Raw genomic sequence first — 26,901 nt, 5'->3', positions numbered from 1 at the left:
CTCCCCCGCCCGGAGCCCCGCCATGAAGCCCGCCGACCTGCTACGCCTGTTCAGCCTCGCCGCCATCTGGGGCGCCAGTTTCCTGTTCATGCGCATGCTGGTCCCGGAGATCGGCGCCGTGTCCACCGCCTTCTTCCGCGTGCTGCTGTCGGCGCTCGGCCTGCTGGCACTGCTCGGCCTGCTGCGCTGCCACTGGGACTTTCGCGGCATGCTCGGCCGCACCCTGGTGATCGGCGTGGTCAGCTCCGGCATTCCCTTCGCCATGTACGCGCTGGCGGCCAGGGTGCTGCCGGCCGGCTATTCGGCGATCTTCAACGCCACCACGCCGCTGATGGGGGCGCTGATCGGTACGCTGTTCTATGGCGAGGCGCTCAGCGCGGCGAAAGGCGCCGGCGTGCTGCTCGGCCTCGCCGGCGTGGCGCTGCTCACCGGCGCCGGCCCGGTGGGGATCGACGCGCAGGTGCTGCTGGCCGCGCTGGCCTGCCTGGCGGCGACCACCTGCTACGGCCTCTCCAGCTTCATGACCAAGCGCTGGGTCACCGATCGCGGTGGCCTGGACAGCCGCCTGGTGGCCCTCGGCAGCCAGCTCGGCGCCACGCTGTGCCTGCTGCCGCTGTTCGCCTGGCAGGCGCCCGCCATGCCCCTGGCACCGCTGGCCGAGCCATCGGTGTGGCTGGCGCTGGGCGCCCTGGGCCTGGTCTGCACGGCATTCGCCTACATCATCTTCTTCCGCCTGCTCGCCGACATCGGCCCGCTCCGGACCCTGACGGTGACCTTCCTGATCCCGCCGTTCGGGGTGCTCTGGGGCGTGCTGCTGCTCGACGAGTCGCTGTCCTGGGCGCACCTGTACGGCGGCCTGCTGATCGCCCTGGCGCTATGGCTGGTGCTCAAGCCGGCGCGGCCGGCGTTGCAGGCCGAGGCTTCGTCGTGATCCCCCGGATGGCATCCGGGCTACGTTGTCGCTCGTAGCCCGGATGAAATCCGGGAGCTTGGCAGGCCAGCTCGAACGGCTCCCGGCATCCCCGGAAACACCCTGCCCCTCAAGCCACCGGCACCTCGTAATTGCCGGACTCGTAGCTGACCCCGTGACGCACCCGTGGCGGCGCATCGCCCTGGTGCAGGCAGGTGACGTTGTCGAGGATGCTCTTGTCGGCGATGGTCAGGCGGTCGAGCATGCGCAGGTGCTGCAGCCAGTTGTCCACCACGAGGATTTCCTGCCACAGCTCCTGGTCCTCGACGTCCCGGTACAGCGCCCAGCGTTCGGCGCCGTTGCGCAGGCGCAGGCGGCGCAGCGCCTTGACCGCCTTGACGAACTCACGGGTGCGCGCCACCGGGATGCGGTATTCGATGGTCACCAGTACCGAGCCGCGCTCGGGGTTGAACACGAAGGTCGGCTCGCCCGGCCGGGTCGCCGGGGCGTGGGCGATGCTCGAGGCGTCGATCTCCGGCAACCGTGAGTTGTAGAGCAGCGCCGCCGAAGCCAGCAGGGTGCAGCCGGCGGCCAGCAGCGCGCCCTTCACGCCCATGGTCTCGGCCATGTGTCCCCAGAGGAACGAACCCAGCGCCAGCCCACCGTACAGCGCGGTCTGGTACAGGGCCAGGGCGCGCGCCTTGACCCATTCGGGAACGAGGATCTGCACCGCCGAGTTGTAGGTGGCCAGCGCGGCGATCCAGCAGCCGCCACCGATCAGCAGCGCCGGGAACAACACCCACAGGCTGTCCAGGGTGCCCAGCGCGATCATCACCACCGACAGCACGATGGCGGAAAAGCTGATCAGCCGGCTGCCGCCGATCCAGCGGCGCATCCGATTCACCACCGCGCTGCCGAGGATCGCGCCGAGGCCCAGGGCGCCGAGCATGTAGCCGTACACCGAGGCATCGCCGTCCGGGTTGCGATGCGCGAGCAGCGGCAGCAGCGCCCAGATGGCGCTGGCAGACAGCCCGAAGGCGAACGAGCGCAGCATCACCAGGCGGGTGACGCTGGAATACTGGGTGAAACGCAGCGCGGCGACCACGCCCTCGAAGATGTGCTCGGGCGGCAAGATGCGCTTGGGCACCTCGCGCCGCCACTGCCAGATAGCCCAGATCAGCCCGACGTAGCAGGCCGCGTTGAACAGGAACACCCAGGCCGGACCGACCGCGCTGAGCATCAGCCCGCCGAGCGCCGGGCCGAGTGCGCGGGCGACGTTGTAGTTGACGCTGTTGAGCAGCACCGCGTCTCCGACCATGCGCGCCGGCACCTGCTCGCCCACCGCCGCCTGCCAGGCCGGGATGGTGATCGCCGCGCCCAGGGTGATCCACAGGATGGAGACGATCAGCAGGATCGGGTCGAGGTAACCGAGAAAGGCGATGGTGGTCAGGAAGACCGCGCCGCTCATCTCGAAGGCCAGGCCGAACATCATGATCTTGCGCCGGTCGTGGTTGTCCGCCAGCACCCCGGAGACGATCGACAGCAGCACCAGCGGCAGCGCCGAGGCGACCTGGATCATCGCCACCACCATCGGGCTGCCGTGCGCCTCGGTGACCACCCAGGCGGCCGCCACGGATTGCGCCCAGGTGCCGAGGTTGGCGAACAGGTTGGCGATCCAGATGATTCGGAACACCGTGATGGTGAACGGCGTCAGCACGCCCTTGCCGGGCGGCGAGGCCGGCGCCTCCGTGGCATTGGGTTCGGGGGAAAGATCGTTGCGGGGGGAGACCGATTGGAGCATGAAGGAGACCTTGAACAGCCAGGCCGATCCGGGCCTGTGACAGGTCTTCAGTGTAGCCGCTGGGTACTGGCGGGCCTTGCTGCAAGTCAGGGGTCGAGTTCTTTACCGGGCCGGATCAGCCACCAGGCTGCTCGGAAAACGCTCTTTCTGGATTCCCGCGCTCGCGTGAACGACGGTCGAGCGCTGGAGTTTCTGCCTCGTCATCCTCGCGAACGCGGGGATCCAATAAACAGCCCCCGATAAACCAGAAACTCCGGCGACCCGACGCCATCGGTGCGCGCGGCGCACCCTACGGGCGTTACTGCACCAGCTCCTGCTCGCTGAACAGGTCGCTGAACAGCATGCTCGACAGGTAGCGCTCGCCCGAGTCCGGCAGGACCACCACGATGGTCTTGCCCTGCATCTCCGGGCGTTCGGCCAGGCGTACCGCCACGGCCATCGCCGCGCCGCCGGAGATGCCGCAGAGGATGCCTTCCTCGCGCATCAGCCGCAGGGCCATGGCCTTGGACTCCTCGTCGGTGACCTGCTCGACGCGGTCGACCATGGACAGGTCGAGGTTCTTCGGCACGAAACCGGCGCCGATGCCCTGGATCTTGTGCGGGCTGGGCTTGACCTCCTCGCCGGCGAGGGTCTGGCTGATCACCGGCGAAGCCACCGGCTCCACCGCCACCGAGAGGATCGGCTTGCCCTGGGTCTGCTTGATGTAGCGCGACACACCGGTGATGGTGCCGCCGGTGCCGACCCCGGAAACCAGCACGTCGACCGCGCCGTCGGTGTCATTCCAGATCTCCGGCCCGGTGGTCTTCTCGTGGATCGCCGGGTTGGACGGGTTGTCGAACTGCTGCGGCATGAAGTACTGCGCCGGGTCGCTGGCGAGTATTTCGCCGGCCTTCTCGATGGCGCCCTTCATGCCTTTGGCCGGCTCGGTCAGCACCAGTTCGGCGCCGAGCGCCTTGAGCACCTTGCGCCGCTCCAGGCTCATCGACGCCGGCATGGTCAGCACCAGCTTGTAGCCACGCGCGGCGGCGACGAAAGCCAGGCCAATGCCGGTGTTGCCGGAAGTCGGCTCGACGATGGTCATCCCCGGCTTGAGCGCGCCCCGCTCCTCGGCATCCCAGATCATGCTGGCGCCGATCCGGCATTTCACCGAGTAGCCCGGGTTGCGCCCTTCGGTCTTGGCCAGGATGGTCACGCCCTTCGGGCCCAGGCGGTTGATGGCGATCAGCGGAGTGTTGCCGATGGATTGGGCGTTGTCTGCGTAGATGCGGCTCATCTGGAGTGTCCCTGCTGCTGAAACGGAATGGATCAGCCTAAGCCGCGCTTTCCAGGTCGTCCAGTCACCAGCGGGAGGGAGTTTCGGGCATACCATTCAGTGACTGAATAAGCGTCCTGCGTTCCCAGTCGACCGACTCGCGCGTTATAGTCGGGCCCTAATTACTGAACCGCCCGGTTTGCACCTGCGCGTCACCCGTTTCGAGGATTTTCCGATGAAGTTCGAAGGTACTCAGTCGTACGTCGCCACCGACGATCTCAAGCTGGCCGTCAACGCCTCCATCACCCTGCAGCGCCCGCTGCTGGTCAAGGGCGAGCCCGGCACCGGCAAGACCATGCTGGCCGAGCAACTGGCCGAAGCCTTCGGCGCCCGGCTAATCACCTGGCACATCAAGTCCACCACCAAGGCCCACCAGGGTCTCTACGAATACGACGCGGTGAGCCGCCTGCGCGATTCGCAACTGGATTCCGACAAGGTCCACGACGTTCGCAACTACATCAAGAAAGGCAAGCTGTGGGAGGCGTTCGAGTCCGACGAGCGCGTGATCCTGCTGATCGACGAGATCGACAAGGCCGACATCGAGTTCCCCAACGACCTGTTGCAGGAACTCGACAAGATGGAGTTCTACGTCTACGAGACCAACGAGACGATCAAGGCCAAGCAGCGCCCGATCATCATCATCACCTCGAACAACGAGAAGGAACTGCCGGACGCCTTCCTGCGTCGCTGCTTCTTCCACTACATCGCCTTCCCGGACCGCGAGACGCTGCAGAAGATCGTCAACGTCCACTACCCGAACATCAAGGGCGAGCTGGTCGCCGAGGCGCTGGACATCTTCTTCGACGTGCGCAAGGTGCCGGGCCTGAAGAAGAAGCCCTCCACTTCCGAGCTGGTCGACTGGCTCAAGCTGCTGATGGCCGACGACATCGGCGAAGCCGTCCTGCGCGAACGCGACCCGACCAAGGCCATCCCGCCGCTGGCCGGCGCCCTGGTGAAGAACGAGCAGGACGTGCAACTGCTCGAGCGCCTGGCGTTCATGAGCCGTCGCGCCAGCCGCTGAAGCGGCTTGTCTCCCCTCTCCCATTTATGGGAGAGGGGACTATCCGTGCATCCCGGGAGGCCCGCAGCCATGCTGCTCAACCTGTTCAACGAAATGCGCGCGGCCAAGGTGCCGGTGTCGGTGCGCGAGTTGCTTGACCTGATCAACGCGCTGAAGCACAACGTCGTGTTCGCCGACATGGACGAGTTCTACTATCTGGCGCGCACCGTGATGGTCAAGGACGAGCGTCACTTCGACAAGTTCGACCGCGCGTTCGGCGCCTATTTCAAGGGCCTGGAAAAGCTCGACGACGTCCTCCAGGCGATGATCCCCGATGAGTGGCTGCGCAAGGAGTTCGAGAAGCACCTGACCGACGAGGAAAAGGCCAAGATCCAGAGCCTCGGCGGCCTCGACAAGCTGATCGAGGAGTTCAAGAAGCGCCTCGAGGAGCAGAAGGAACGCCACGCCGGCGGCAACAAGTGGATCGGCACCGGCGGCACCAGCCCGTTCGGCTCCGGCGGCTTCAACCCGGAAGGCATCCGCGTCGGCGACGCCGGCCAGCGCCAGGGCAAGGCGGTCAAGGTCTGGGACCAGCGCGAGTACAAGAACCTCGACGACCAGGTCGAACTGGGCACCCGCAACATCAAGATCGCCCTGCGCCGCCTGCGCAAGTTCGCCCGCGAGGGCGCGGCGGAAGAGCTCGACCTCGACGGCACCATCGACCACACCGCGAAGGACGGCGGCCTGCTCAACATCCAGATGCGTCCGGAGCGCCGCAACACGGTGAAGCTGTTGCTGCTGCTCGATATCGGCGGCTCGATGGACGCCCACGTGAAGGTCTGCGAGGAACTGTTCTCGGCCTGCAAGACCGAGTTCAAGCACCTCGAATACTTCTACTTCCACAACTTCATCTACGAATCGGTGTGGAAGAACAACCTGCGCCGCACCAACGAACGCACCTCCACCCTGGACCTGCTGCACAAGTACGGCCCGGACTACAAGGTGGTGTTCGTCGGCGATGCCGCCATGGCGCCCTACGAGATCACCCAGGCCGGCGGCAGCGTCGAGCACTGGAACGAGGAGCCGGGCTACGTGTGGATGCAGCGCTTCATGGAGAAGTACAAGAAGCTCATCTGGATCAACCCGTACCCGAAGGACACCTGGAACTACACCTCCTCCACCGGCATCGTCCGCGACCTGGTCCACGACCAGATGTTCCCGCTGACCCTGCGCGGGCTGGAGGATGGGATGAAGTTCCTGTCCAAGTAACGGCGGCCCTCGCGAACAGCCCCCAGCCGGTCGACGGCTGGGGGCTGTTCGTATGCGCGGGTTCCGGCCAGGGCGGTATTCGCGCCTGGCCGGCCCCATCCTTCCTCACGCCAACTGGAAGTCGGCCTGGGTAACGCTGGTATGGTCGTTGACGCCGACCAGGCGGATGCTGCCCCCACCAGCACCGTTGATGGTCACCAGGGCATCGGCCCCGGCATCGGTGATCGACACGCGGCTGTTGAAGGTCGCCGCCGTGATGCCCAGCGCGACGACGTTGATGAAGTCCTGACCGCCGCCGGCCGGGTTGGCGTCGAAATCCATGATCCGGTCGTTGCCGAAGTTCGGACCGAACACGAAGATATCGTTGCCGGCGCCGCCGATCAGGGTGTCGTTGCCGCCGCCACCGTTCAGCACATCGTTACCGGCGCCGCCCTGGATCAGGTTGTCCAGCGCGTTGCCGGTCCCGGTGAAGTTGCCGGCGCCACCGTAGAGCAGGTTCTCGACGTTGGCGCTCAAGGTGTAGCTCGACACATGGGCCCACACCGTATCGATCCCCTGCCCCGCCAGTTCGACCACCTGGTCGCCGGCCTCGGTGACCTCGTAGGTGTCGTCCCCGGTGCCGCCGACCAGGGTGTCGTTGCCCGCCCCGCCGATCAGCAGGTCATTGCCGGCGCCGCCGTTGAGCACGTCGTTGCCCGCGCCGCCGACGATGAGGTTGCCAAGCGCGTTACCGGTGCCGAAGAAGTTCCCGGTGCCGCCGTAGATCAGGTTCTCGACGTTGGCGCCCAGCGTGTAGCTCGGCACATGAGCCCAGACCGTATCGATGCCCTGCCCCGCCAGTTCGATCACCTGGTCGCCGATCTCGGTGACCTCGTAGGTGTCATCCCCGCTGCCGCCTTCCATGATGTCGTTACCCGCTCCACCGATCAGCACGTCATTGCCGGCGGCGCCGATGAGCACGTCGTTGCCAGCCCCACCGACCATGAGGTTGCCGAGTTCGTTACCGGTACCGACGAAGTTGCCGATGCCGCCGTAGAGCAGGTTCTCGACATTGGCGCCCAGCGTATAGCTCGGCAGGTAGACCCACACCGTGTCGATCCCGCCGCCGGCCTCCTCGATCACCTGATCACCGGCCTCGGTGACCTCGTAGGTGTCGTTGCCGGCGCCGCCGATCATGATGTCGTTGCCGGCACCACCGATCAGCACATCGTCGCCCTCCATGCCCTGGAGCGTGTCGTCCAGCGCCGTGCCGACCAGGACATTGCTCTGCCCCGGCGTGCCGACGATCAGGCTGGTAACCACTGCGGTGGCCGCCGAGGTCAGCGTCTCGAGGGTGCCGCCGTTGTCGGTATAGCGGACCACCACGCGAAGCTGCTGGCCGACCTGATCCAGGGTCGGGGTGAAGCTGGCCCCGGTGGCGCCGGGGATGTCGACGAAGCTGTCCCCCGCTCCGGCCTGCCACTGGTAGGAGAAGGTCACGCCTTCCAGGCCGTCCACATCGACGATGGCGCTCAGGTCCGCGAGCAGGACCTGGCCGGTGCCGGGGCTCGTGTTGTTGATCGACGGCAGCCCGCTCGGCAGGCTGTTGACGTGGCTGGTGAGCGGCGCCGAGAAGAGCCGTTCGGTGACGCCCTTGCCATCGATGAAGGTCAGTATGACCCGCAAGGCAAGCCCCGCTTCGGCGGCGCCCGGACGGAAGTTCGGACCGCTGCCGACGTTGCTCCACACGCCCGGCGCGACCTCGACCTGCCAGGTGTATTTCTGGGAACCGGCCGTGATGCCGTCGGTATCCTGGACGGCGCTCGCCACGGCGACCATCAGCCCCGGGTCCGTCGAGGACGGGGCGATCGACAGGCTGCCGGTCGGTAGCGCGTTCCGCTCGTTGAGCGCGACGATCTGGTCGGCGAACTGCAGCCGGTCGATGTTGCGCAAAGTATCGGTGCCGTCCGAGAGGATCGGCCGCGTGGTGGCCAGGCCGTCCGGGTCCAGCGGGTCGAAGGTGGTGACGGTGCCGCCGCCCTGCTCGACGAAGCCGGAATGGGCGACCGTCCAGGTGCCGTCGCCGTTGTCGGTGATGGTGTAGTTGTCCCGCACGTCCCAGTACACCGCGGTGTCGATGTCGTTGGTCCCCTTGTCCTGGAGGATCTCGCGGACGATGTGCAACTGCCCCGGGTTGAGGGTGCCGGCCAGCATCGCGGTATCGAGGGTCAGCCCGGCCGGCGTTCCGGCCAGTATGCCGCTCTTGTTGGTGATGACGCCCTTCATGCCGTCGGCGGTGCCGATCTCGTTGCCGCCGGCATCGCGGATGCTGATGCGCACATTGAGCCAGGCCGCGCCGTCGATGAAATCGTCGCCGCCGCGTCCCTCGATGACGTCGTTACCGCCGCCGCCGAGCAGGATGTTGCCGGCGTTGAAGGCAATCGCCGCTTCCAGGTCGCCGGAGGCCGGCCGGTCGGGGATCAGGTCGCCCAGCAACGCGCGCAGGCCATCGATCCGGTCGACGCCGGCCTGGCTCAGGTAGTTGAACTCGTCGAACACCAGCTCGTTCTCGGCGGTCAGGTCATTGCCCCTGTCGTCGCCACGCAGCACGTCGGCATGGCTCCAGCCGGACAGCGCCTCGACGTCGCTGAAGCGATCGCGCAGCACCTTCAGCGGCTCGGTGTCGAACACCGACTGGTTCAGGTCCGAGTAGGCCGAGACCGGGCTGTCCTTGTGGATCACCCAGTCGAAGCCGCGCATGCCGATGTTCTTCTGGATGCCGGCGCCCTGGAACATGATGTCGTCGCCGGAATCGGCGTCGTAGTCGGTGTCGCCGCCCCCGCCGTTGAGCACGTCGTGGCCGATGATCGGGCTCTCGAAGAAGATGTCGCCATTGTCCCCGGCGATGTAGTCGAAGCGGCCGCCACCTTCGATCCAGTCGTCGCCATCGCCGCCGAACAGGGAGTCGATGCCGTCGCCGCCGTAGATGAAGTCGTTGCCGAGGCCGCCGAACACTTCCGTGCCGTCGGTGCCGCCGATGACGAAGTCGTTGCCATCGCCCGCGAGGATCAGGTCGATGCCGTTGCCGCTGTGGATCACGTCGTTGCCGGCGCCACCCTTGATCACATCGTCGCCGCCGATGTCGGTGATGATGTCGTCACCGTCGCCGCCGATCAGGATGTCGTTGCCGTAGCCACCCTCCAGGCGGTCGTTGCCGGCGTCGCCCCACAGGGTGTCGTCGCCGACCCCGCCGATCAGGATGTCATTGGCGTTCGTGCCGCCCAGCACCACATGCTCGTCGCCGTTGTAGCGGAGGTAGCCCTCGCGGCGGTCCACCAGCGGGGTGAGCGCTTCCATGATCGGGTCGTCCCATACCGGGTCGTCGCCGATCTGGCGGGCCTGGTCCAGTTCGATGATGTGGTCCACCGAGGCGAACAGGTCGCCCGGCAGGTGCGACGAGTCCGGGTTGCCCAGGTCGGTGTTGGCCATCACCAGCGCCGAGAAGGAGTTGGCCTCCAGCTCGGCCAGCAGGTTGAGGCCCTGGGTGCGGGACAGGTAGTAGAAGCGGTCGCCGTCCTGCAGTTTCTCGATCTGCAGTTCGAAGACGAAGTTGAAGGTCGAGCCGAGCATGCCGCCGAACGGCATCTTGCGCTCGGCCAGGCCGCCGATCCAGAAGTCGACCAGGTTCAACCCGGTTTCCTGGTTGGCCCAGGCGCCGGTGCTGTTGAGGAAGTCGGTGCGGTCGGCCGGCGCGCCGGTACCGCCCATGACCAGCAGGGTCGCCGCTTCGCGCTTGCCTTCGGCGGTGGCCTGGCTGGTGATGCTGGCGTGGGTGCCGTAGGCGGCGATGAAGTTGATGATCGACGCCGCGTTCTTGATGTTCAGCGCGAAATCGACCCAGCTCTCGTAGGGCTTGAGGTTACTGTCGCCGGTCAGCTCGTAGAACTGCTCGCGCGCGCTGTTCAGGCCGGGAACGCCGGTATCGCGGCCACGGGCGATGTTGATCGCCGCCAGGTCCAGCGGCAGGCCGACCAGGTTGTTGCGCAGGGCGCCGGTGACGAATTCGTCGATCTCGTTGCCGGTCTGCCGGGTCATGCCACGGATGATGGCGCCGGCCATCTCGTCGGCGCTGGCGCTGCCGAACTCGAGCGGATTGAGGAAGGCTTCGATCAGGCCGATATGGCTTTCCTGCATGTCGATGCCGATGCGATCCACCGTTTCGTTGAGCATCGAGTGGCCGAAGCGGTACACCACGTGGGCGAACTCGGCGAAGATCGCCGGGTTGATCTCGACGTCCGGCTGGACGTTGAAGATATCCACGAACGGCTGCACCTTGCGGGCGAACTCTTCGAACACCAGGTGCTGGTACTGCATCTCGTTGACGAAGCGCGCGGCCTGGAACAGCCGCTCGCCGTCCCACAGGCCGTTGCCCAGTTGCCAACTGTCGATGAACTCCTGGTCGCCGGTGGCCAGGATCACTTCCTTGATGTGCTCGACCAGGCGGTTGTGCTCGGCGTGGAACACGTGGTGCACGGCGGTCAGGCCGATGTTCTCGTTGCCACGGCCGTCGCCGGTGATGTAGTGCGCATCCAGCAGTTCGTTGTCGTACTCCAGGTTGCGCCCGGACATAGGGTTGACGGCCACGGCGTTCCCCGCCACGTCGTCGGCATCGGGTTGCAGGACGCCCAGGGAGTTGACCACCGGCACGGCGTTGTGGGCGATGTCGTCGAGGAAGGCATGGCCGATGCGCACGGCCCCGGCGGTGCTCACCGGCGAATCGGGATTGCCGACCAGCACCAGGTCGTCGGCGGTATTGGGAATGCCGTCCGGCCCCAGGCCGATGACCAGTTGCGGCATGCCGTTCTCGGCCGGGATGAACTTGCCGTAGGGGTCGGTGCGCAGCAGCGGGATGTTGGTCACGTCGGCATCGGTCAGGTCGATGCCGAGCAGTTCGCGCGCCTGCTGCTTGATGTCCGCCCAGGTGGCGAGCCCGCCATTCGAGCCGTCGAGCATGTGCCCGGTGGAGACGGGCCGGCCATCCACCATCACGTACTCGCGCAGGAACACCTGGTGCGAGGCGTGGGAGGTGTAGGTCTGGTTCTGGTCGACGAAGGGCGTGGTCTGGTTGACGTGCTCGCGGATATCGTCGGCGGTCCCGAGGACGCCATCGGGTCCGGGATGGTTGGTGGCCCGCGTCAGGACCATGAAGTTGGTCGGCGAGCCAGGCACGTAGAGTGGATCGTCCGGCTGCAGGGGGATGTACACGGTGCCGCTGCCGCCCTTGTTGACCAGGTCCAGGCCATGGTCGAAGAACTGGCCGAACAGGCTCATCCAGGCGTTGAAGGGCGCGCTCAGGCCTTCGTCCGGCGAGACGTTGGGGATCTGCACCGTGCCGTTGTCCATCACGATGCCCAGGTCGTCGAGCAACGCGTCCAGCGCCGCGGCGGCGGCACCGGCGGCCTCGTTGGAGCCGGCGGCGTCCGCCACGGCGGCGTCGTAGGCAGCGGTATCGAGAGCCACCTGCTCGGCCGCGGCGCTGGCGACCGAGGTAGCCGCAGCGGCGCTGGCGGCGGAGGCCGCGGCGGTATTGCCGAGCTCGGTCGCGACGCCCGCCGCCGCCGTGGCGGCAATGGCGGCATTGACGAAGGCCGTCAGCGCGGCACCTTCCTCGGGCGTACCGATTGCCGCCTGATAGGCCGCCAGGGCATCTTCCCGCGCCTCGGCGGCTTCGGCGGCAGCCGCGACGGCATCGGCATGGGCCAGCCCGTCGACATCGGCAAGCGCCTGTGCGTCGGCGGCTTCCGCCGCCGCGGCAGCGGCCGTAGCGCTGGAGGCGGCAAGCACCGCCGCCGCCGCGGTGACCGGGGCACTGGCCAGGGCCGCCGCTTCAGCGGCCGCCTTGGCGGCGGCATGGGCCGCGGCGACCAGCCCGGCATCGCCGAACGGATCGGCCGAGCCGGCGTACTTGAGCGCCGCCATGACCGCCGCCGGGTTGTCGAGGCTCTGGTCGACGATCAGGTTGCTGATGATCCGTGGCTGGGAGTCGACCACATAGCCATTGGTGTCCGCATAGGAAGTCTCGTCGCCCGAGGTCGGGAAACCGGGTGGCGCACCGGGACCGTCGATGCCGTTTTCGGCATCGCGGAACTCCGGGTCGAGCAGGCGCGGCATCCACTGGTCCGCCGAGCCGAAATGTTCCTGGCCGGGAATCAGGTTGTTGTAGGTGCCATCGACGGTACGCAATCCCCAGGGCAGCAGGGGGTTGCCGATCATGTCCTGTAGTGGGGTTCCGGCAGCGTGCGCTTCGGAGATCTGGATTTGCAGCAGGATGAAGTCGAGGTCCGACTTGGTAACTTTGATAGCCATCTTGTTGTGCTCCTTCAATGCCGGAATCTCCTGACCAGCAGGTCAGGGAACCACATGCATACGGCAACATTGCAACGGTGTGGCTTGGCTCGGCGGATAGTGTTGGCTCATGGAAAACGGCGATGGACCTGCGTACCCGGACGTTTCGCCCGGTGCCGGTCGATCTCTGCGCAGCAACCGGACACTTTCTCCGGCGGTACGCAGCGGGCCAGCGGAGGCCCATGGAAGCGCAGCGGAAATACGCTGGCCGGAACACTGACCGCTTCACTGCGGTTGGTACTGTGACTGTCCATAGTGATGCGTTCCCTCCTGCATGCCCCGGATGTCGCTTGCGGCGCCCTCTCCCGCACCGCTCATCGCACCCGGAACCACGCACTTGAAAGCACGAGCCCCCGGTCACTGAATCCTCGGCCAAGCTACGACGGCACGCCCTCGCAACACCCACTCCGCACGAGCCGACGGCTCGGGACTGGATGGGAAAAACCGCCAACGGCGGACGCATCCTGCGCTAGCTTGTTAACAAGCCCGACAAGAGCAAAATGGGAAATGGGGGACACGGGAACGGCGAGCGGCTGTTCAGGGCACGCCAAGTCCTTCTGTTCGATCCTCACAGGGCTTGGAGCATGCATGACAGCCTCCGGCTATCCGTTGCGGGCTATGCCACAAGCATTCAGGAATCGCGCCCATGCCTATAGATGCAAAGGTCGAGTCGAATTCAGGGTCCTTGGTCGAAGCGAAGGTTGAGACCTTGGTCGAATCCACCGCCAATCAGTCAAAAACCTGGCGCCAGCGGATCACGGAGCGCTTGCGCGGGCTCAGCCGCTCCACCCAGTTCCTGATCGCGGCAGCGCTCATCCTCGGCCTGGCCATGGTCTCCGTCGGCACCCTGGTGAGCCAGCAGATCAAACTGGCCGCCGCACAGAGCGCCGGCGAGGCAGCGGCGCTGTACATGGAGGCGTACCTGGACGACTACGTGCAGGAACTGGCGTCGTCCCGGTCGCTGTCGGAGGCCAGCACGCAGGCCATCGACAAGATGATGAGCGAGACCTCCCTCAACCAGCACGTGGTGTCGGTGAAGATCTGGCTGCCGGACGGCACCAACGTCTACAGCACCAGCAAGCTGCCGGTATACCGCTACTACCCGGCCGACCCCATCAAGCAGGTCTTGCAGGGCAACATCGTCACCCGCCTGAGCGCCCTGGACAACGACGAGCACGCCTATGAGCGCAGCATGAACACGCCGCTCTACGAAACCTACGTGCCACTGCGCGAGTTCGGCACCGGGCGGATCCTGGCGATAGGCGAGTTCTACGAAATGGAGCACGAGATCGACGCCATCCACCAGGAGGTGTGGGCCATCATCCTCGTCGCCATCCTGGCCATGCTCTCGCTGCTGTTCCTGATCGTCCGGCGCGGCGACCGGATCATCGACGGGCAGCAGATGGCCCTGCGGCAGCGGATGCTGGAACAGGCCCAGTTGCACCGGCAGAACGCCGCCCTGCAACGCAAGATCGCCAAAGCCACCCAGGAGTTCTCGACCATCAACGAACTGACCCAGCGCCGCCTGGGCGCCGACCTGCACGACGGGCCGGCCCAGTTGCTGACCCTGATCCTCCTACGCCTCGACGAGTTGGCCGAGTTCCGCGACAGCCACCAGGACGATGGCACGCCCGTGGACAGCGATGCCCTGGAAACCATCCGCAGCGCGGCGCAGGAGAGCCTGCAGGAAATCCGTGGCATTTCCCGTGGCCTGGCGCTTCCGGAAATCAACGAGCTGAGCCTGCGCGAGGAGCTGCAACTGGTCGCCAAGCGCCACGAGCAGCGCACCGAGACCAAGGTGGAACTGACGCTCGGCGACCTGCCCGAGCAGGTGCCGCTGCCCTACAAGATCTGCATCTACCGCTTCGTGCAGGAGGCGCTGAACAACGCCTTCCACCATGCCGGCGGCGCGCAGCAGAGGGTCGGCGCCACCTACGACGACGGCTTGCTGGAAATACAGGTGGAAGATGCCGGGGAAGGCATCGCGGAGGAAGACCTGAACCTGCAGGGCAGCAACCGCACGCGCCTCGGGCTGGTCGGCATGCGCTATCGCATCGAATCCCTCGGCGGCCTGTTCAGCATCGAATCGGCCTCCGGGCACGGCACCCTGGTCAAGGCGCAGTTCAACCTGGCGGCCGCGCAGCCGAGCGAGGACTAGGCTGGGGTGTGTCGTCAATCATCAACAGCCCTGGTTCCAGCCAGGCCAGGCCTTGCAGCGACACTTCGGCCCGTCGCGCGCCCCGCTCCGAAAGAAAGGGGAGTATCCGTGCATGCCATCAGGCTCGGTGCTTTCCCGCCACGCCGTTCTGCCCCCTCTCCCTCCGGGAGAGGGTTGGGGTGGGGCGGAATTGATGGCAGACTCCAGGCCCTCGACGGAACAGAGCAGGCTCGCGTTCGAATTTACGGCCGTAAATGAGCATTCCGACTGGACTCGCCCACGAGTCTCTTTTTACGCAGGCACTTTTCATACAGAACCCAGGCAACGCCTCGCCGGTCGTGCGGACTCATGACACGCCGGCACTCCCCGGCGGGGTGTCCTGGTCGTCCCAGTAGCGCCGCGCCGCGGTTACCGCCTCGACCCGGTTACGCACATGGAGCTTCTGCATGACGTTGGTCATGTAGTACTTCACGGTCTTCTCGCTGAGATCGAGCTTGAGCGCCACCTCGCGGTTGGTCAGTCCCTTGGCCACCTCGCGGATGATCTGCTCCTCACGGTGGGTCAGGTCGACGCTGCGCTTTTCGTTCGCATGCTTCCTGAAGTGGCTCAGCAGCCGGCTGGCGAACGCCGGGGTCACGAAGGTTTCCCCCTTGGCCACGTTGCGGATCGCCTGCACCAGCTCGGGCCCGCTCACACCCTTGAGCACGTAGCCCTGGGCCCCGCCCTCGAGGGCGGCATAGGCGTCGTCCTCGGACTCGGAGACGGTCAGCATCAGCACCTTGACCGTCGGCTGCGCCTTGCTGATCGCACGCACCGCGGCAAAGGTGTCGCCGGGCATGTTCACGTCCATCAGCAGCACGTCGGGGATGCAGCGCTCCGCGATTTCCCGCGCCTCGTCGGCGGAACCGCCCTGTTCCACCACCTCGAAGTCCGCCACCTTCTTCAGGGTCGTGGCCACGCCCTGGCGTAACAGAGGGTGATCGTCGACGATGCCGATCCTGATCTTGTCACTCATAAGACATCCTCCCCATGAGGTTTCGAGACTGCGGTTAAACACGTATAGCCATTCACTGCCTCAATACAAGGTGTACGGCTCTTTGGACCGCACACCTTGCCTGCCGTCTCAACCACCTCATGCCAACTGGAAGTCAGCCTGGGTAACACTGTTATGGTCGGTGACGCCGACCAGGACGATGCTGCCTCCGCCAGCACCATTGATGGTCACCTGTACGTCGGCACCGGCATCGGCGATCGACACCCGGGCGGCGAAGGTCGCCGCGGTGATCCCCAGCGCGGTGATGTTGATGAAGTCCTGGCCGCCGGCCGGGTTGGCGTCGAAGTCCAGGATCCGGTCGTTGCCGAAGTTCGGACCGAACACGAAGATGTCGTTGCCAGCGCCGCCGATCAGGATGTCGTTGCCGCCACCGCCGTTGAGCACGTCGCTGCCCGCGCCGCCCGCGATCAGGTTGTTGAGCGCGTTGCCGGCGCCGGTGAAGTTGCCGGTGCCGCCGTAGAGCAGGTTCTCGACATTGGCGCCCAGCGTGTAGCTCGACACATGGGCCCAGACCGTATCGTTCCCCTGCCCCGCCAGCTCGACCACCTGGTCGCCGGCCTCGGTGACCTCGTAGGTGTCGTCCCCGACGCCGCCGGACATGGTGTCGTTGCCCGCCCGTCCGACCAGAACGTCATTGCCGGCGGCGCCATTGAGCGTGTCGTTGCCCGATCCGCCGATGATGAGGTTACCGAGCGCGTTGCCGGTGCCGGTGAAGTTGGCGGTGCCAGCGTAGACCAGTTGCTCCACGTTGGCCGGCAGCACATAGCTCAGCAGGTTGTGGACCCAGACGGTGTCGAGCGATCCTTCGCCCGCGGCCTCGACCACCTGGTCGCCGGCGTCGGTAACCTCGTAGGTATCGTCGCCGATGCCACCGGACATGGTGTCGTTGCCCGCACCGCCGATCAGCACGTCGTTACCGCCGCCGCCGTTGAGCGTGTCGTTGCCCGGTCCGCCGAAAATGCGGTTGTCGAGCGCGTTGCCGGTGCCGGTGAAGTTGCCGGTACCGGCGTAGACAAGTTGCTCCACGTTGGCGGGCATGACGTAGTTCGACAGGTAGACCCAGACGGTATCCATGCCCCCACCGACGCCTTCGATCACCTGGTCTCCAGCCTCGGTGACCTCGTAGGTATCGTTGCCGACGCCGCCGATCAGAATATCGTCGCCGGGGCCACCGATCAGCACGTCGTCGCCTTCGCCGCCATCGAGGGTGTCATTGCCGGCCATGCCATTGAGGATGTCGTTGCCGGCGCCGCCACTGGCCACGTCGTCTCCGGGGGTACCAGTGAACACGTCGTCGGTCGCACCGCCATTGAACGGTTCGGCGCTCACCTGCTCCGTCGCATCCGAAGTCACCGTTTCCAGCTTGCCGAGGTCATCGGTGTAGGTGACGACGACGCGCAGTTGCTGCCCGGCCTGCGCCGCGGTGACCACGAAGGTCGCCAGGACCGCGCCGAGGATATTGGTGAAGGTGCCGCCGGTTCCCACCTGCCACTGGTACGACAGCACCGGGCTGGCGGGGCCGTCGGGATCGGTGAAGGCCCTGATTGCCCTCAACTGCTGGCCGACCGTCGGGGTGGTGTCGTCGATCAGCATGGTGCCGACCGGCGCATCGTTGACGGCGACCGGCGATACCAGCGCCGTCGGCGCCGAGAACACCGTTTCCAGCACGCCGTTGGCGTCCTTGTAGATGGCCTTGACACGCAGGGCCAGGCCATTGAGGTCGGACGTCACCCGCAAGGTCGAGCCGTTCGCGCGGGACACCTCGCCGCCGACGTTCTGCAGCACGATATCGGTGAACACCCCGTTGCCGAGCCGGTCGACCTGCCAGTAGTAGGCGACCGGGCCGGTGATCGCTCCACCGGGGTTGTCCGCGTCGGTCACGCCTTCCACCGATGCCGCCAGCAGCGAACCGACTTCCGGGGTCTGGTCGTTGATCGTCACCAGGCCGTCCGGATCCGCGTTCAGGCCCTCGCCTTCGGTGAGGGTGATCGACAGGTCGTTGAACTGGATGCGCTCGATATTGCGCAGCACGTCGTAGCCATCGAGTCCCGGCACATCGGGGAAGCCGTCGCCATCGTCATCCGGCCCCTCGCCCAGGTGGTAGACGCTGTACAGGCCGCCGCCCCACTCGATCACCTGGTAGTCGCTGAACAGGCCGGAATACACCGCGGTGTCGAAGTTGAAGTCATCGCTGCCGTCCATGATCTCGCGCTCGATGACCAGTTGCCCGGGGTTGATCTCGCCGGACAGCATCCGCGGCACCAGCTCGGTCAGGCTGTAGGCCCTGAACAGTTCCGGCCCCGATCCATCCGTGTTGGTGCGCACGCTGATCCGCACGTCGAGCCAGGCGTCGCCGTCGATCAGGTCGTTGCCGCCACCACCCTGGATGATGTCGCTGCCATTGCCGCCGAGGATGATGTTGCCGGCCCCGAACGAGGTCACCTCCCCTCCCGAGCCGAAGATCGGGTCGTCCATGGCGTTCAGGAAGTCCTGCAACCCTTCGATCAGCTCGATGTTGGTGAGCACGCTGCCATAGGCGCCGGACTGCGCGATCTGTGCGGCATTTAGGTCATCGCCGATCAGGATGTCGGCATGGTGCGACCCCGACAGGCCCTCCATCTGGACGAAGCGGGCCAGCAGCGAGGCGGTGGAGGCCGGGATCGGCGCTTCATCGAACGCCCGCAGCCGGAAATCGATATGCACCCCGAGCGGATCGTCGCGGAACACCGCCCAGTCGAAGCCGGAGCCACCGACGTAGCGGTCGCCCTCGCCACCGTTGCCGAGCATGATGTCGTCGCCGCCCTCGCCGTCCATGCGGTCGATGATGCCGCGCTCGCCGATGAACACGTCGTTGCCGATCACGTCGTCCAGGCCGAACTCGCTGAAGTTGTCGCCGGCGAAGCCATCCGGGCCGCCGAACTCGAGCCAGTCATCGCCTTCGTTGCCGAACTCGGCTTCGTTGGCACGGGTGCCGAGGATGAAGTCGTTGCCCGGGCCACCGAAGATCTCCGAGGCATCCTCGCCGGAGATGATGAAGTCCTTGCCATGGCCGCCGAGGATCAGGTTGAAGCCGTTGCCGCCATGGATGACGTCGTTGCCTTCGCCGCCACGGATGGTGTCGTCGCCGCCCCGGTCGGTGATGATGTCGTCGCCGGCACCGCCGTTGATCAGGTCGTTGCCGTCGCCGCCTTCCAGGCGGTCGTCGCCCTCGTCGCCCCACAGCGTGTCGTCGCCGATGCTGCCGATCAGGGTATCGTTGCCGCTGGTGCCACCGAGCACCACGTGCTCGTCACCGTTGTACTGGAGGAAGTTCGGGCCACGCACCACCTCCGGAATCAGCACGCTCCCGCCATCCGGGTCGGCGCGCCCGTCCGGGCCGAGGCCGGTGAACTGCCGGCTCTGGTCGACCTCGAGGATGTACCCCGGCGTCGAGAAGATATCGCCGGGCAGGTGGGTCGCGTCGGTGTTGGCCATCACCATCCGGGCGAAGGAGTTGTTCTCCATTTCGGAGAGCATGTTCAGCCCGGCCAGCCGCTCCAGGTAGTAGAAGCGGTCGGCATCCTGCAACGCCTCCATCTGCGTCTCGAACACGAAGTTGAAGGTCGAGCCGAGCATGCCGCCGAACGGCATGATCTTCTCGGCCAGCCCGCCGATCCAGAAGTCGATGTCGTTGACCCCGGTGGTCGCCGCCGGACCGTGCAGGAAACCGAGGCGATCGACGCCCGCGTCGTCCGCGTTGAAGGTCCGTTCTTCGGCCGTTCCCTCATTGATCAGCGCCGTGCCGCCGAATACCAGGGCGAAAGCCACCGCGCGCTTCTCGGCCAGTGTGTTGACGTCGTCGGCCAGCAACGCCGCATGGGTCCCGTAGGCGGCGATGAAGTTGATCAGCGAAGTCTGGTGCTTCAGGTTCATGGCTAGGTCGATCCAACTGGTGTACGGCTTCAGTTGGCTGTCACCGGTCATCGCATAGAACTCGGCGCGCGCCGCGTTCAGCGACGGCACCCCGGTTTCCCGGCCACGGGTCAGGTTGATGGTGGCGAGGTCGAGCGGCAGGCCGAGGAGGTTGTTGCGCAGCGCCTCGGTGACGAACTCGTCGATCTCGTTGCCCAGTTGCCGGGTCATGCCACGGACGATGGCGCCGGCGGCTTCGTCCGCCGATACGGTGATGAATCGCTCGTTGCCCGGCCCTTCCGGAAGGTTCGGATCGAAGTCCGGGTTGTTCAACTGGTTGAACATCAGCGGATTGAGGAACGCCTCGATCAGCCCCAGCTCACTGGACACGAAGTTGGGATCGAAGCGATCCACCGTCTCGGTCAGCATCGAGTGGCCGAAGCGGTACACCACGTGGGCGAACTCCGCGACGATCGCCGGGTTGAGCGTGGAGTCGTAGACCTGGGTCGCGTTGAAGAACACGTCGACCTGCGGTTGGATCTTGCGGGCGAACTCCTCGAACACCAGGTGCTGGTACTGCATCTCGGTGACGAAGCGCGCGGCCTGGAACAGCCGCTCGCCGTTCCACACCAGCCCGTCCGGGCTGTCGGGTATCGAACTCACCGGTTCCAGCAACCACTGGTTGATGAAGTCGAGGTCGTTGGAGGCCAGCACCACGTCCTTGGTGTGGGCGACCACCCGGTTGTGCTCGGAGTGGAACACGTGGTGCACGGCGGTCAGGCCGATGTTCTCGTTGCCACGGCCGTCGCCGGTGATGAAGTGGCGATCCAGCAGCTCGTTGTCGTACGTCGGCAAGAACGGAGGGTTGCCGGGACCAGGCGGTAGCTCGGGATTGAAACCGGGATTCGGTACCGGAGTCAGGCCGAGTTCGGAATCGGTATCGGCGGTTTTCAGCGCTCCCGTCTGGCTGTCGTACGGATTGGCATCATGGGCGATATCGTCCAGGAACGCGTGGTTGGTACGCACTGCATTTGCTGGTACCGCCACACCACCAGGCCCGGCTGACACCAGGCCACTACCGGTCACGAACTGCGGATAACCGTTGTCCCCGGCGATGAACCTGCCGTAGGGATCGGTGGCCAGCATCGGGATGTTGACCACGTCGGCGTCGGTGAGAACGATCCCCAGCAGGTCGAGCGCCTGGGCCTTCACATCGGCCCAGGTGGGCAGGCCGCCATCGGAGCCGTTGAGCAGGCGCCCGGTGGCCACCGGATGACCGTCATCGTCCAGCACGTACTCGCGCAGGAACACCTGGTGCGACGCGTGGGAGGTGTAGGTCTGGTTCTGGTCGACGAACGGCGTGGTCTGGTTGTTGTGCAGGTGCACATCGTCGGCGGTGCCCAACACACCGTCCTCGCCGGCCTGGACAGCGATATTGTTGGCCCGGGTCAGCACCATGAAGCGCTGCGCGTCGGGCAGGTCGTCCTCGGTGCCGGCGATGCCGTCGGCGCCCAGCACCAGCGGGTCGTCATCCTGCAACGGGATGAACACCGTGCCGTTGCCACCCTTGTTGACCAGGTCCAGGCCATGGTCGAAGAACTGCCCGAAGAAGGTGAACCAGGAGTTGAACCCCGCCGACAAGCCTTCGTCCGGCGCCGTGTTGGGAATGAACAGCGGCATCCCCGGCGGGATCGGCACGCCGTTGAGGTCGAGCAGCACGCCATTGTCGTCCAGGGTGCCGAGTCCGGCATCGACATAGGCCTGCACCGCCGCCGGGTTGCCGATGGTCTGGTCGACGATCAGGTTGGAGATGATCCGTGGGTCGGCATCCACCACGTCCCTGGGCGAGTCCGGGTCATTGGGGTCGTAGGCATAGTTGTTGTTGTCGAGCACCCCGCCCGGCGCCGGCCCGTTGAGGTCGATGCTGTCGCCATCGTCGTCATCGCGGAAATGCTGGTCGAGCATCAGCGGGAACGGCTGGTCCGCCGCACCGAAGCGCTCCTGCCCCGGCACCAGGTTGTTGAACGATCCATCGACCGTGCGCAGCCCCCAGGGCAGCCGCGAGTTCGGGATGATGTCGAGGATGTGCTCCCCGGCCGCATGGCGCTCGGCGACGACGATCTGGTCGAGGATGAACTGCAGGTCCGAACGGATCAGGCGCAGGCCGTCGCCGGGGCTGACCACGTCGCTTTCCTCCGGCAGGGGTGTCGGCGGCACGAACTCGACCGTGCCATCGACCGCCTGGGTGGGGTTGGAGAACACCATCTCCATCACCCCGTCATCGTCCTTGTAGATGGCCATCACCCGGATCACCAGGCCGTTCAGGTCGGGCGTCACGCGGAAGGTCAGGCCATCCTGGGTGGACGGCCGCACCCCGCCCTCGGCCACGATGTCGCGGAAGATCCCCGAGCCGGGCTCCAGCTCGTACTGCCAGACATAGGTGACCGGCCGACCGGTGATCGCGCCGCTGCCACCGTTGTTGTCGTCGGTGACGTTCGCCGCCGATACCCGGAGCAGTTGCCCCACTTCCGGGCTGTTCTCGGTGTTGCCGTTTTCATTGAGGATGCGCAGCAGGCCTTCCGGCGAGTTGTTGCCGCCCTGCTGGGTGCCGGCGACCTGGGTCACCAGCGTGTTGTTGCCCACCCGCACCAGCGCCATGTCGGAGAACTGCAGGCGCTCGATGTTGCGCAGGGTATCGGTGCCTTCCTGGCCGACGTTGTCGACGACCGTGATGATGCCGTTCTGGATGGTCACCGTGTAGTTGTCGCGCGGACCGGCGAACACGGCGGTGTCGAAGCTGGTGTCGCTCGTGCGCAGCTCGCGGACGATTTCCAGTTGGCCGGGATTGAGAGTGCCCGAGAGCATGTCCATCATCAGCTCGCGAATGCTGTCGACGATCCTGATGACCGGGCCGCTGCCGTCGATGTTCTGGTGCACGGCGACCCGCACGTCCAGCCACAGGTCGCCATCGATCAGGTCGTCGCCGCCGCGCCCCTCGATGATGTCGCTACCGCCGCCGCCGAGGATGATGTTGCCGGCCCCGAAGGAGGTCTGGCCGGGGCCGAGCAGCGCGTTGAGGAACTGCTGCATGCCGGCTATGCGGGCGATGCCCTCCTGGTCCAGGGTGTTGCCATGGATGCTGGAAGTGGCCATGGTCGCCGCGTCGGCATTGTCGCCGCGCAGGATGTCGCCGTGCGCCGAGCCCGACAGCCCTTCCACCTCGGCGAAGCGGTCGAGGATGCCGGCATTGGACGGAGCCACCGGCGGCTCGACGAAGTCGTCGACGAGGAAGTCGACCTTCACCCCGTAGGGGTCGAACTTGTAGCTGGCCCAGTCGAAGCCGGAGTTGCCTTCGAAGTGGTCGGCGCCATCGGACCCGACCATGATGTCGTCGCCGCCCTCGCCGATGATCTCGTCGAAGCCGGGCCCGGTGATGAACACGTCATGGCCGTTCACCGAGTCGGTGGTGAAGGGATCGAAGTTGTCGCCGGGCGCGCCGTCCTGGGTGCCGATCTCGATCCAGTCGTCGCCCTCGTTGCCGGCGGTCTGCAGGTTGCCCTTGGCACCGAGGATGAAGTCGTTGCCGGGCCCGCCGAAGGTTTCCGACACATCCTCGCCGGTGATGATGAAGTCGTTGCCGTGGCCGCCGAGGATCAGGTTGAAGCCGTTGCCGCCGTGGATCACGTCGTTGCCGTCGCCGCCCTTGATGACGTCGTCGCCGCCCCGGTCGGTGATGATGTCATCGCCGGCGCCGCCCTCGATCACGTCGTTGCCGTCGCCGCCTTCCAGGCGGTCGTTGCCCTCGTCGCCCCACAGCGTGTCGTCGCCGATGCTGCCGATCATGATGTCGTTGCCGGACGTACCGCCCAGCACCACGTGCTCGTCACCGGTGTAGTGCAGGTAGTTGCCATCCGGCCCCGGGGTCGCCGGGTTGTCGCGAATGACCAGCGGGATCAGCGGGTTGTCGCCCTCGGGGTCGTCACTGCCCAGCCCCTCGTTGAACTGCCGGCTCTGGTCGACCTCGAGGATCAGCCCCGGCGTCGAGAAGATGTCCGCCGGCAGGTGGAACGCATCGGTATTGCGCATCACCATCTTGGCGAACGAGTTGTCTTCCATCTCGGTGAGGAAGTTCAGCCCCGAGAGGCGCGCCAGGTAGTAGAAGCGGTCGCCGTTCTGCAACGCCTCCATCTGCGTCTCGAACACGAAGTTGAAGGTCGAGCCGAGCATGCCACCGAACGGCATGATCTTCTCGGCCAGCCCGCCGATCCAGAAGTCCACCAGGTTCAGCCCGGTTTCCTGGTTGGCCCAGGCGCCGGTGCCGTACAGGAAGTCGATGCGGTCGCCAGGCGCCCCGGCGCCACCGAACACGATGGCCATCGCCGCATCGCGCTTGGCGCCCAGGCTGGACGCGTTGACGATGGTGGCGTGGGTACCGTAGGCGGCGATGAAGTTGACGATCGACAGCTCGTGCTTGAGGTTGCCGAGGAAGTCGACCCAACTGTTGTAAGGCTTCAGTTGGCTGTCGCCGGTCATCGCGTAGAACTCCGTGCGCGCCGCGTTCAGCGACGGCACGCCGGTATCGCGGCCCCGGGCGATGTTGATCGCCGCCAGGTCCAGCGGCAGGCCGAGCAGGTTGTTGCGCAGCGCCTCGGTGACGAACTCGTCGATCTCGTTGCCGAGCTGGCGGGTCACCCCGCGCACGATGGCACCGGCCGCCTCGTCCGGGGTGGGCCCGCTGGCGGCGAACGCCAGCGGATTGAGGAAGGCCTGGATCAGGCCGAGCTGTTCGTCGCCGTCGACGAGGTTGAACTCGGGATCGAAGCGATCCACCGTCTCGGTCAGCATCGAGTGGCCGAAGCGATACACGGTATGGGCGAACTCGGCGACGATCGACGGATCGATGGTGGCGTCGAAGCCGGTCGGGATGAGGAACTCATCGACCAGCGGCTGCACCTTGCGGGCGAACTCCTCGAACACCAGGTGCTGGTACTGCATCTCGGTGCCGAACTTGGCGGCCTGGAACAGACGCTCGCCATTCCACACCAGGGTCGAAGTGTCGGCGGGAATCGAGGTGACCGACTCCAGCAGCCACTGGTTCAGGAACGCCACGTCGCCCGACTGCAGGATGACGTCCTTGGTATGGTCGACCAGCCGATTGTGCTCGGAGTGGAACACATGGTGCACGGCGATCAGGCCGATGTTCTCGTTGACCCGGCCATCGCCGGCCATGTAGTGCGCATCGAGCAGTTCGTTGTCGTAGAAACCGGCACCGGGGTTGTTGCCGGCGATGCCGTCGGCATCGGCCAGCAAGGGCGCGCCGGTCTGGCTGTGGCGTGGACTGGCGGTGTGCGCGATGTCGTCGAGGAAGGCATGCCCGGTGCTGATCGCCAGGCTCGCGGCAACCGGCGTCAGCAGGTTGCCTTCCAGCAGGCCGGTCGTGGTGACGAGCTGCGGGAAGCCGTTGGCGCCGGGAAGGAAGTTGCCGTAGGGGTCGGTGGCCAGCAGCGGCACGCTGAAGACGTCGAAATCGTTGAGTTCGATCCCGAGAATCTCACGGGCCTGCGCCTTGACGTCGGCCCAGGTGGCCATGCCGCCATTCACGCCGGTGATCAGCTTGCCGGTGGCGACCGGCCTGCCTTCGGCATTCAGCACGTACTCGCGCAGGAACACCTGGTGCGAGGCATGCGAGCTGTAGGTCTGGTTCTGGTCGACGAACGGCGTGGTCAGGTTGACGTGCTCGTGGATGTCGTCGGCGGTGCCGAGAATCCCGTCCGGCCCCGGCTGGTTGGTGGCGCGGGACACCACCATGAAGTTGGTCTGCGGCGACGCCGGATTGTAGAGCGGGTCTCCGGGCTGCAGCGGGATGAATATCGTGCCGCTGCCACCCTTCTGGACCAGGTCCAGGCCATGGTCGAAGAACTGCCCGAAGAAGGTGAACCAGGCGTTGAAGCCGGCCGACAGGCCTTCGTCCGGCGCCGTGTTGGGGATGAACAGCGGCTGGCCGGCGGGGATCACGTTGTCGTCCATGTCGCGCAGCACGCCATTGTCGTCCAGGTAACCCATGCCGGCATCGATGAACGCCTGTACCGCCGCCGGGTTGTTGATGGTCTGGTCGACGAGCAGGTTGGAGATGATCCGTGGGTCGGCATCCACCACGTCCCCCGGCCCACCGTAGTCGGTGTTGGTCACCAGGCCACCGGGAGCGGGGCCGTTCATGTCGAACTGGTCGCCGTCCTGATCATTGCGGAACTCGGGATCCAGCATCCTCGGGAACAACTGGTCGGATGCACCCTGCTCGGTCTGCCCCTGGACAAGATGGTTGTACGAACCGTCGACGGTCCGCAGCCCCCAGGGCACCTGCGAGTTCGGCAGCAGGGAGAGAAGGTCTTCCCCGTTCGCATGGGCTTCGGCGATCAGGATCTGCTGAAGGATGAACTCCAGGTCGGATTTGATGTAGTTGGCCATTTTCTGCTTCCTCGATGCTCGGCTCTGTAGAGCGCAAAACGGGAAGCCACGTGCATGCACTACCCTCGCAAAGGCGTGGCTTGGCGTTCGGACGAAACGGATATCCCTGGGATGCGGCCAAGCACTACCCGCACCGATCAGCGCATGCTCATCAGTACCCGACTAGAGTTGGAGTCGTCCCATCGGCGCCGCCGCTCATGTCATGTGCGGCGCCAGGTTTCAGGCACAGGGCGGCCCGTGGAACTGAGGGTCGAAGAAGTGCCCTAGCGAAGACAGTCTTTCTGTGTGGTGGAACCAGCCTGTGTTCATCGTCGGCCTCATCCATTCAAGCTGACTGAACAACGCCCCCTCCAGCGTGCCCTGCGTCGTCAGCGACCATTCACCTATTAGACTAAAGTCTCAGCCTTAAGTCCTGTCAAGATACCGTCGGTCGGCCTAATAAAACCCCTGTTGCAGTTCATAAGTAGCTATCAGCAAAAGAGAATAAGTTCTCAGCAACTGCCCTTCCCGCCTTGCGCAAAGTCGAACCCCCTATCTATAACTAACGAGCAAGCCGTGCTTTTGTACGCGGGGGCGTTTCTTCATTCGCCCCGGCCTCGGCCATCAGGAGCAGACGGCGACCAGGCATCAGCCCCCGGCTGAGCGAGCTGCCACCTG

At 65.8% G+C, this 26,901-nt stretch carries 9 protein-coding genes; 4 read left to right on the top strand and 5 right to left on the bottom strand.

The window, feature by feature from the left end; genetic code table 11:
- Positions 1–22: 22 nt before the first annotated feature.
- Positions 23–931: a DMT family transporter gene (locus PSEWESI4_RS10150; protein ID WP_187671084.1), complete on the top strand. Its 909-nt coding sequence runs from the start codon at positions 23–25 to the stop codon at positions 929–931.
- 109 nt (positions 932–1,040) lie between these two features.
- Here PSEWESI4_RS10150 and PSEWESI4_RS10145 read toward each other — a convergent pair whose 3' ends face one another.
- Together PSEWESI4_RS10145 and cysK are read right to left on the bottom strand one after the other, a co-directional pair.
- On the bottom strand, positions 1,041–2,711 hold the full coding sequence (locus PSEWESI4_RS10145; protein WP_187671083.1) for an MFS transporter: 1,671 nt from the start codon (positions 2,709–2,711) through the stop codon (positions 1,041–1,043).
- Positions 2,712–3,009: 298 nt separating this feature from the next.
- Entirely contained in the window at positions 3,010–3,984 is a 975-nt protein-coding gene (gene cysK / locus PSEWESI4_RS10140) for a cysteine synthase A (RefSeq protein ID WP_187671082.1), read from the bottom strand.
- Positions 3,985–4,198: 214 nt separating this feature from the next.
- On the opposite strand from cysK, the gene PSEWESI4_RS10135 reads away from it, so the two are divergent.
- Both PSEWESI4_RS10135 and PSEWESI4_RS10130 read left to right on the top strand, forming a co-directional pair.
- The gene (locus PSEWESI4_RS10135; RefSeq protein ID WP_187671081.1) at positions 4,199–5,044 is read left to right on the top strand and encodes an AAA family ATPase; all 846 of its coding nucleotides are present in this window, start codon (positions 4,199–4,201) and stop codon (positions 5,042–5,044) included.
- Between the two features lie 69 nt (positions 5,045–5,113).
- A complete protein-coding gene (locus tag PSEWESI4_RS10130; protein WP_187671080.1) occupies positions 5,114–6,292 on the top strand; it encodes a vWA domain-containing protein in 1,179 nt (392 codons plus the stop codon).
- Between the two features lie 105 nt (positions 6,293–6,397).
- Here the strand turns inward: PSEWESI4_RS10130 and PSEWESI4_RS10125 are convergent, their stop codons facing one another.
- On the bottom strand, positions 6,398–12,637 hold the full coding sequence (locus PSEWESI4_RS10125; protein WP_187671079.1) for a peroxidase family protein: 6,240 nt from the start codon (positions 12,635–12,637) through the stop codon (positions 6,398–6,400).
- Positions 12,638–13,322: 685 nt separating this feature from the next.
- Here PSEWESI4_RS10125 and PSEWESI4_RS10120 point away from each other — a divergent pair.
- Entirely contained in the window at positions 13,323–14,834 is a 1,512-nt protein-coding gene (locus PSEWESI4_RS10120; protein WP_187671078.1) for a sensor histidine kinase, read from the top strand.
- Positions 14,835–15,180: 346 nt separating this feature from the next.
- Here the strand turns inward: PSEWESI4_RS10120 and PSEWESI4_RS10115 are convergent, their stop codons facing one another.
- Together PSEWESI4_RS10115 and PSEWESI4_RS10110 are read right to left on the bottom strand one after the other, a co-directional pair.
- A complete protein-coding gene (locus PSEWESI4_RS10115; RefSeq protein WP_187671077.1) occupies positions 15,181–15,849 on the bottom strand; it encodes a response regulator in 669 nt (222 codons plus the stop codon).
- A 117-nt stretch (positions 15,850–15,966) separates the two neighbouring features.
- Positions 15,967–26,244, bottom strand: coding sequence for a peroxidase family protein (locus PSEWESI4_RS10110; protein WP_187671076.1), 10,278 nt, complete (start codon positions 26,242–26,244; stop codon positions 15,967–15,969).
- Positions 26,245–26,901 lie beyond the last annotated feature (657 nt).

The organism is Zestomonas carbonaria (assembly GCF_904061905.1).
Lineage (GTDB): Bacteria > Pseudomonadota > Gammaproteobacteria > Pseudomonadales > Pseudomonadaceae > Aquipseudomonas > Aquipseudomonas carbonaria.
This window is presented reverse-complemented; position numbering and strand designations above follow the sequence as displayed.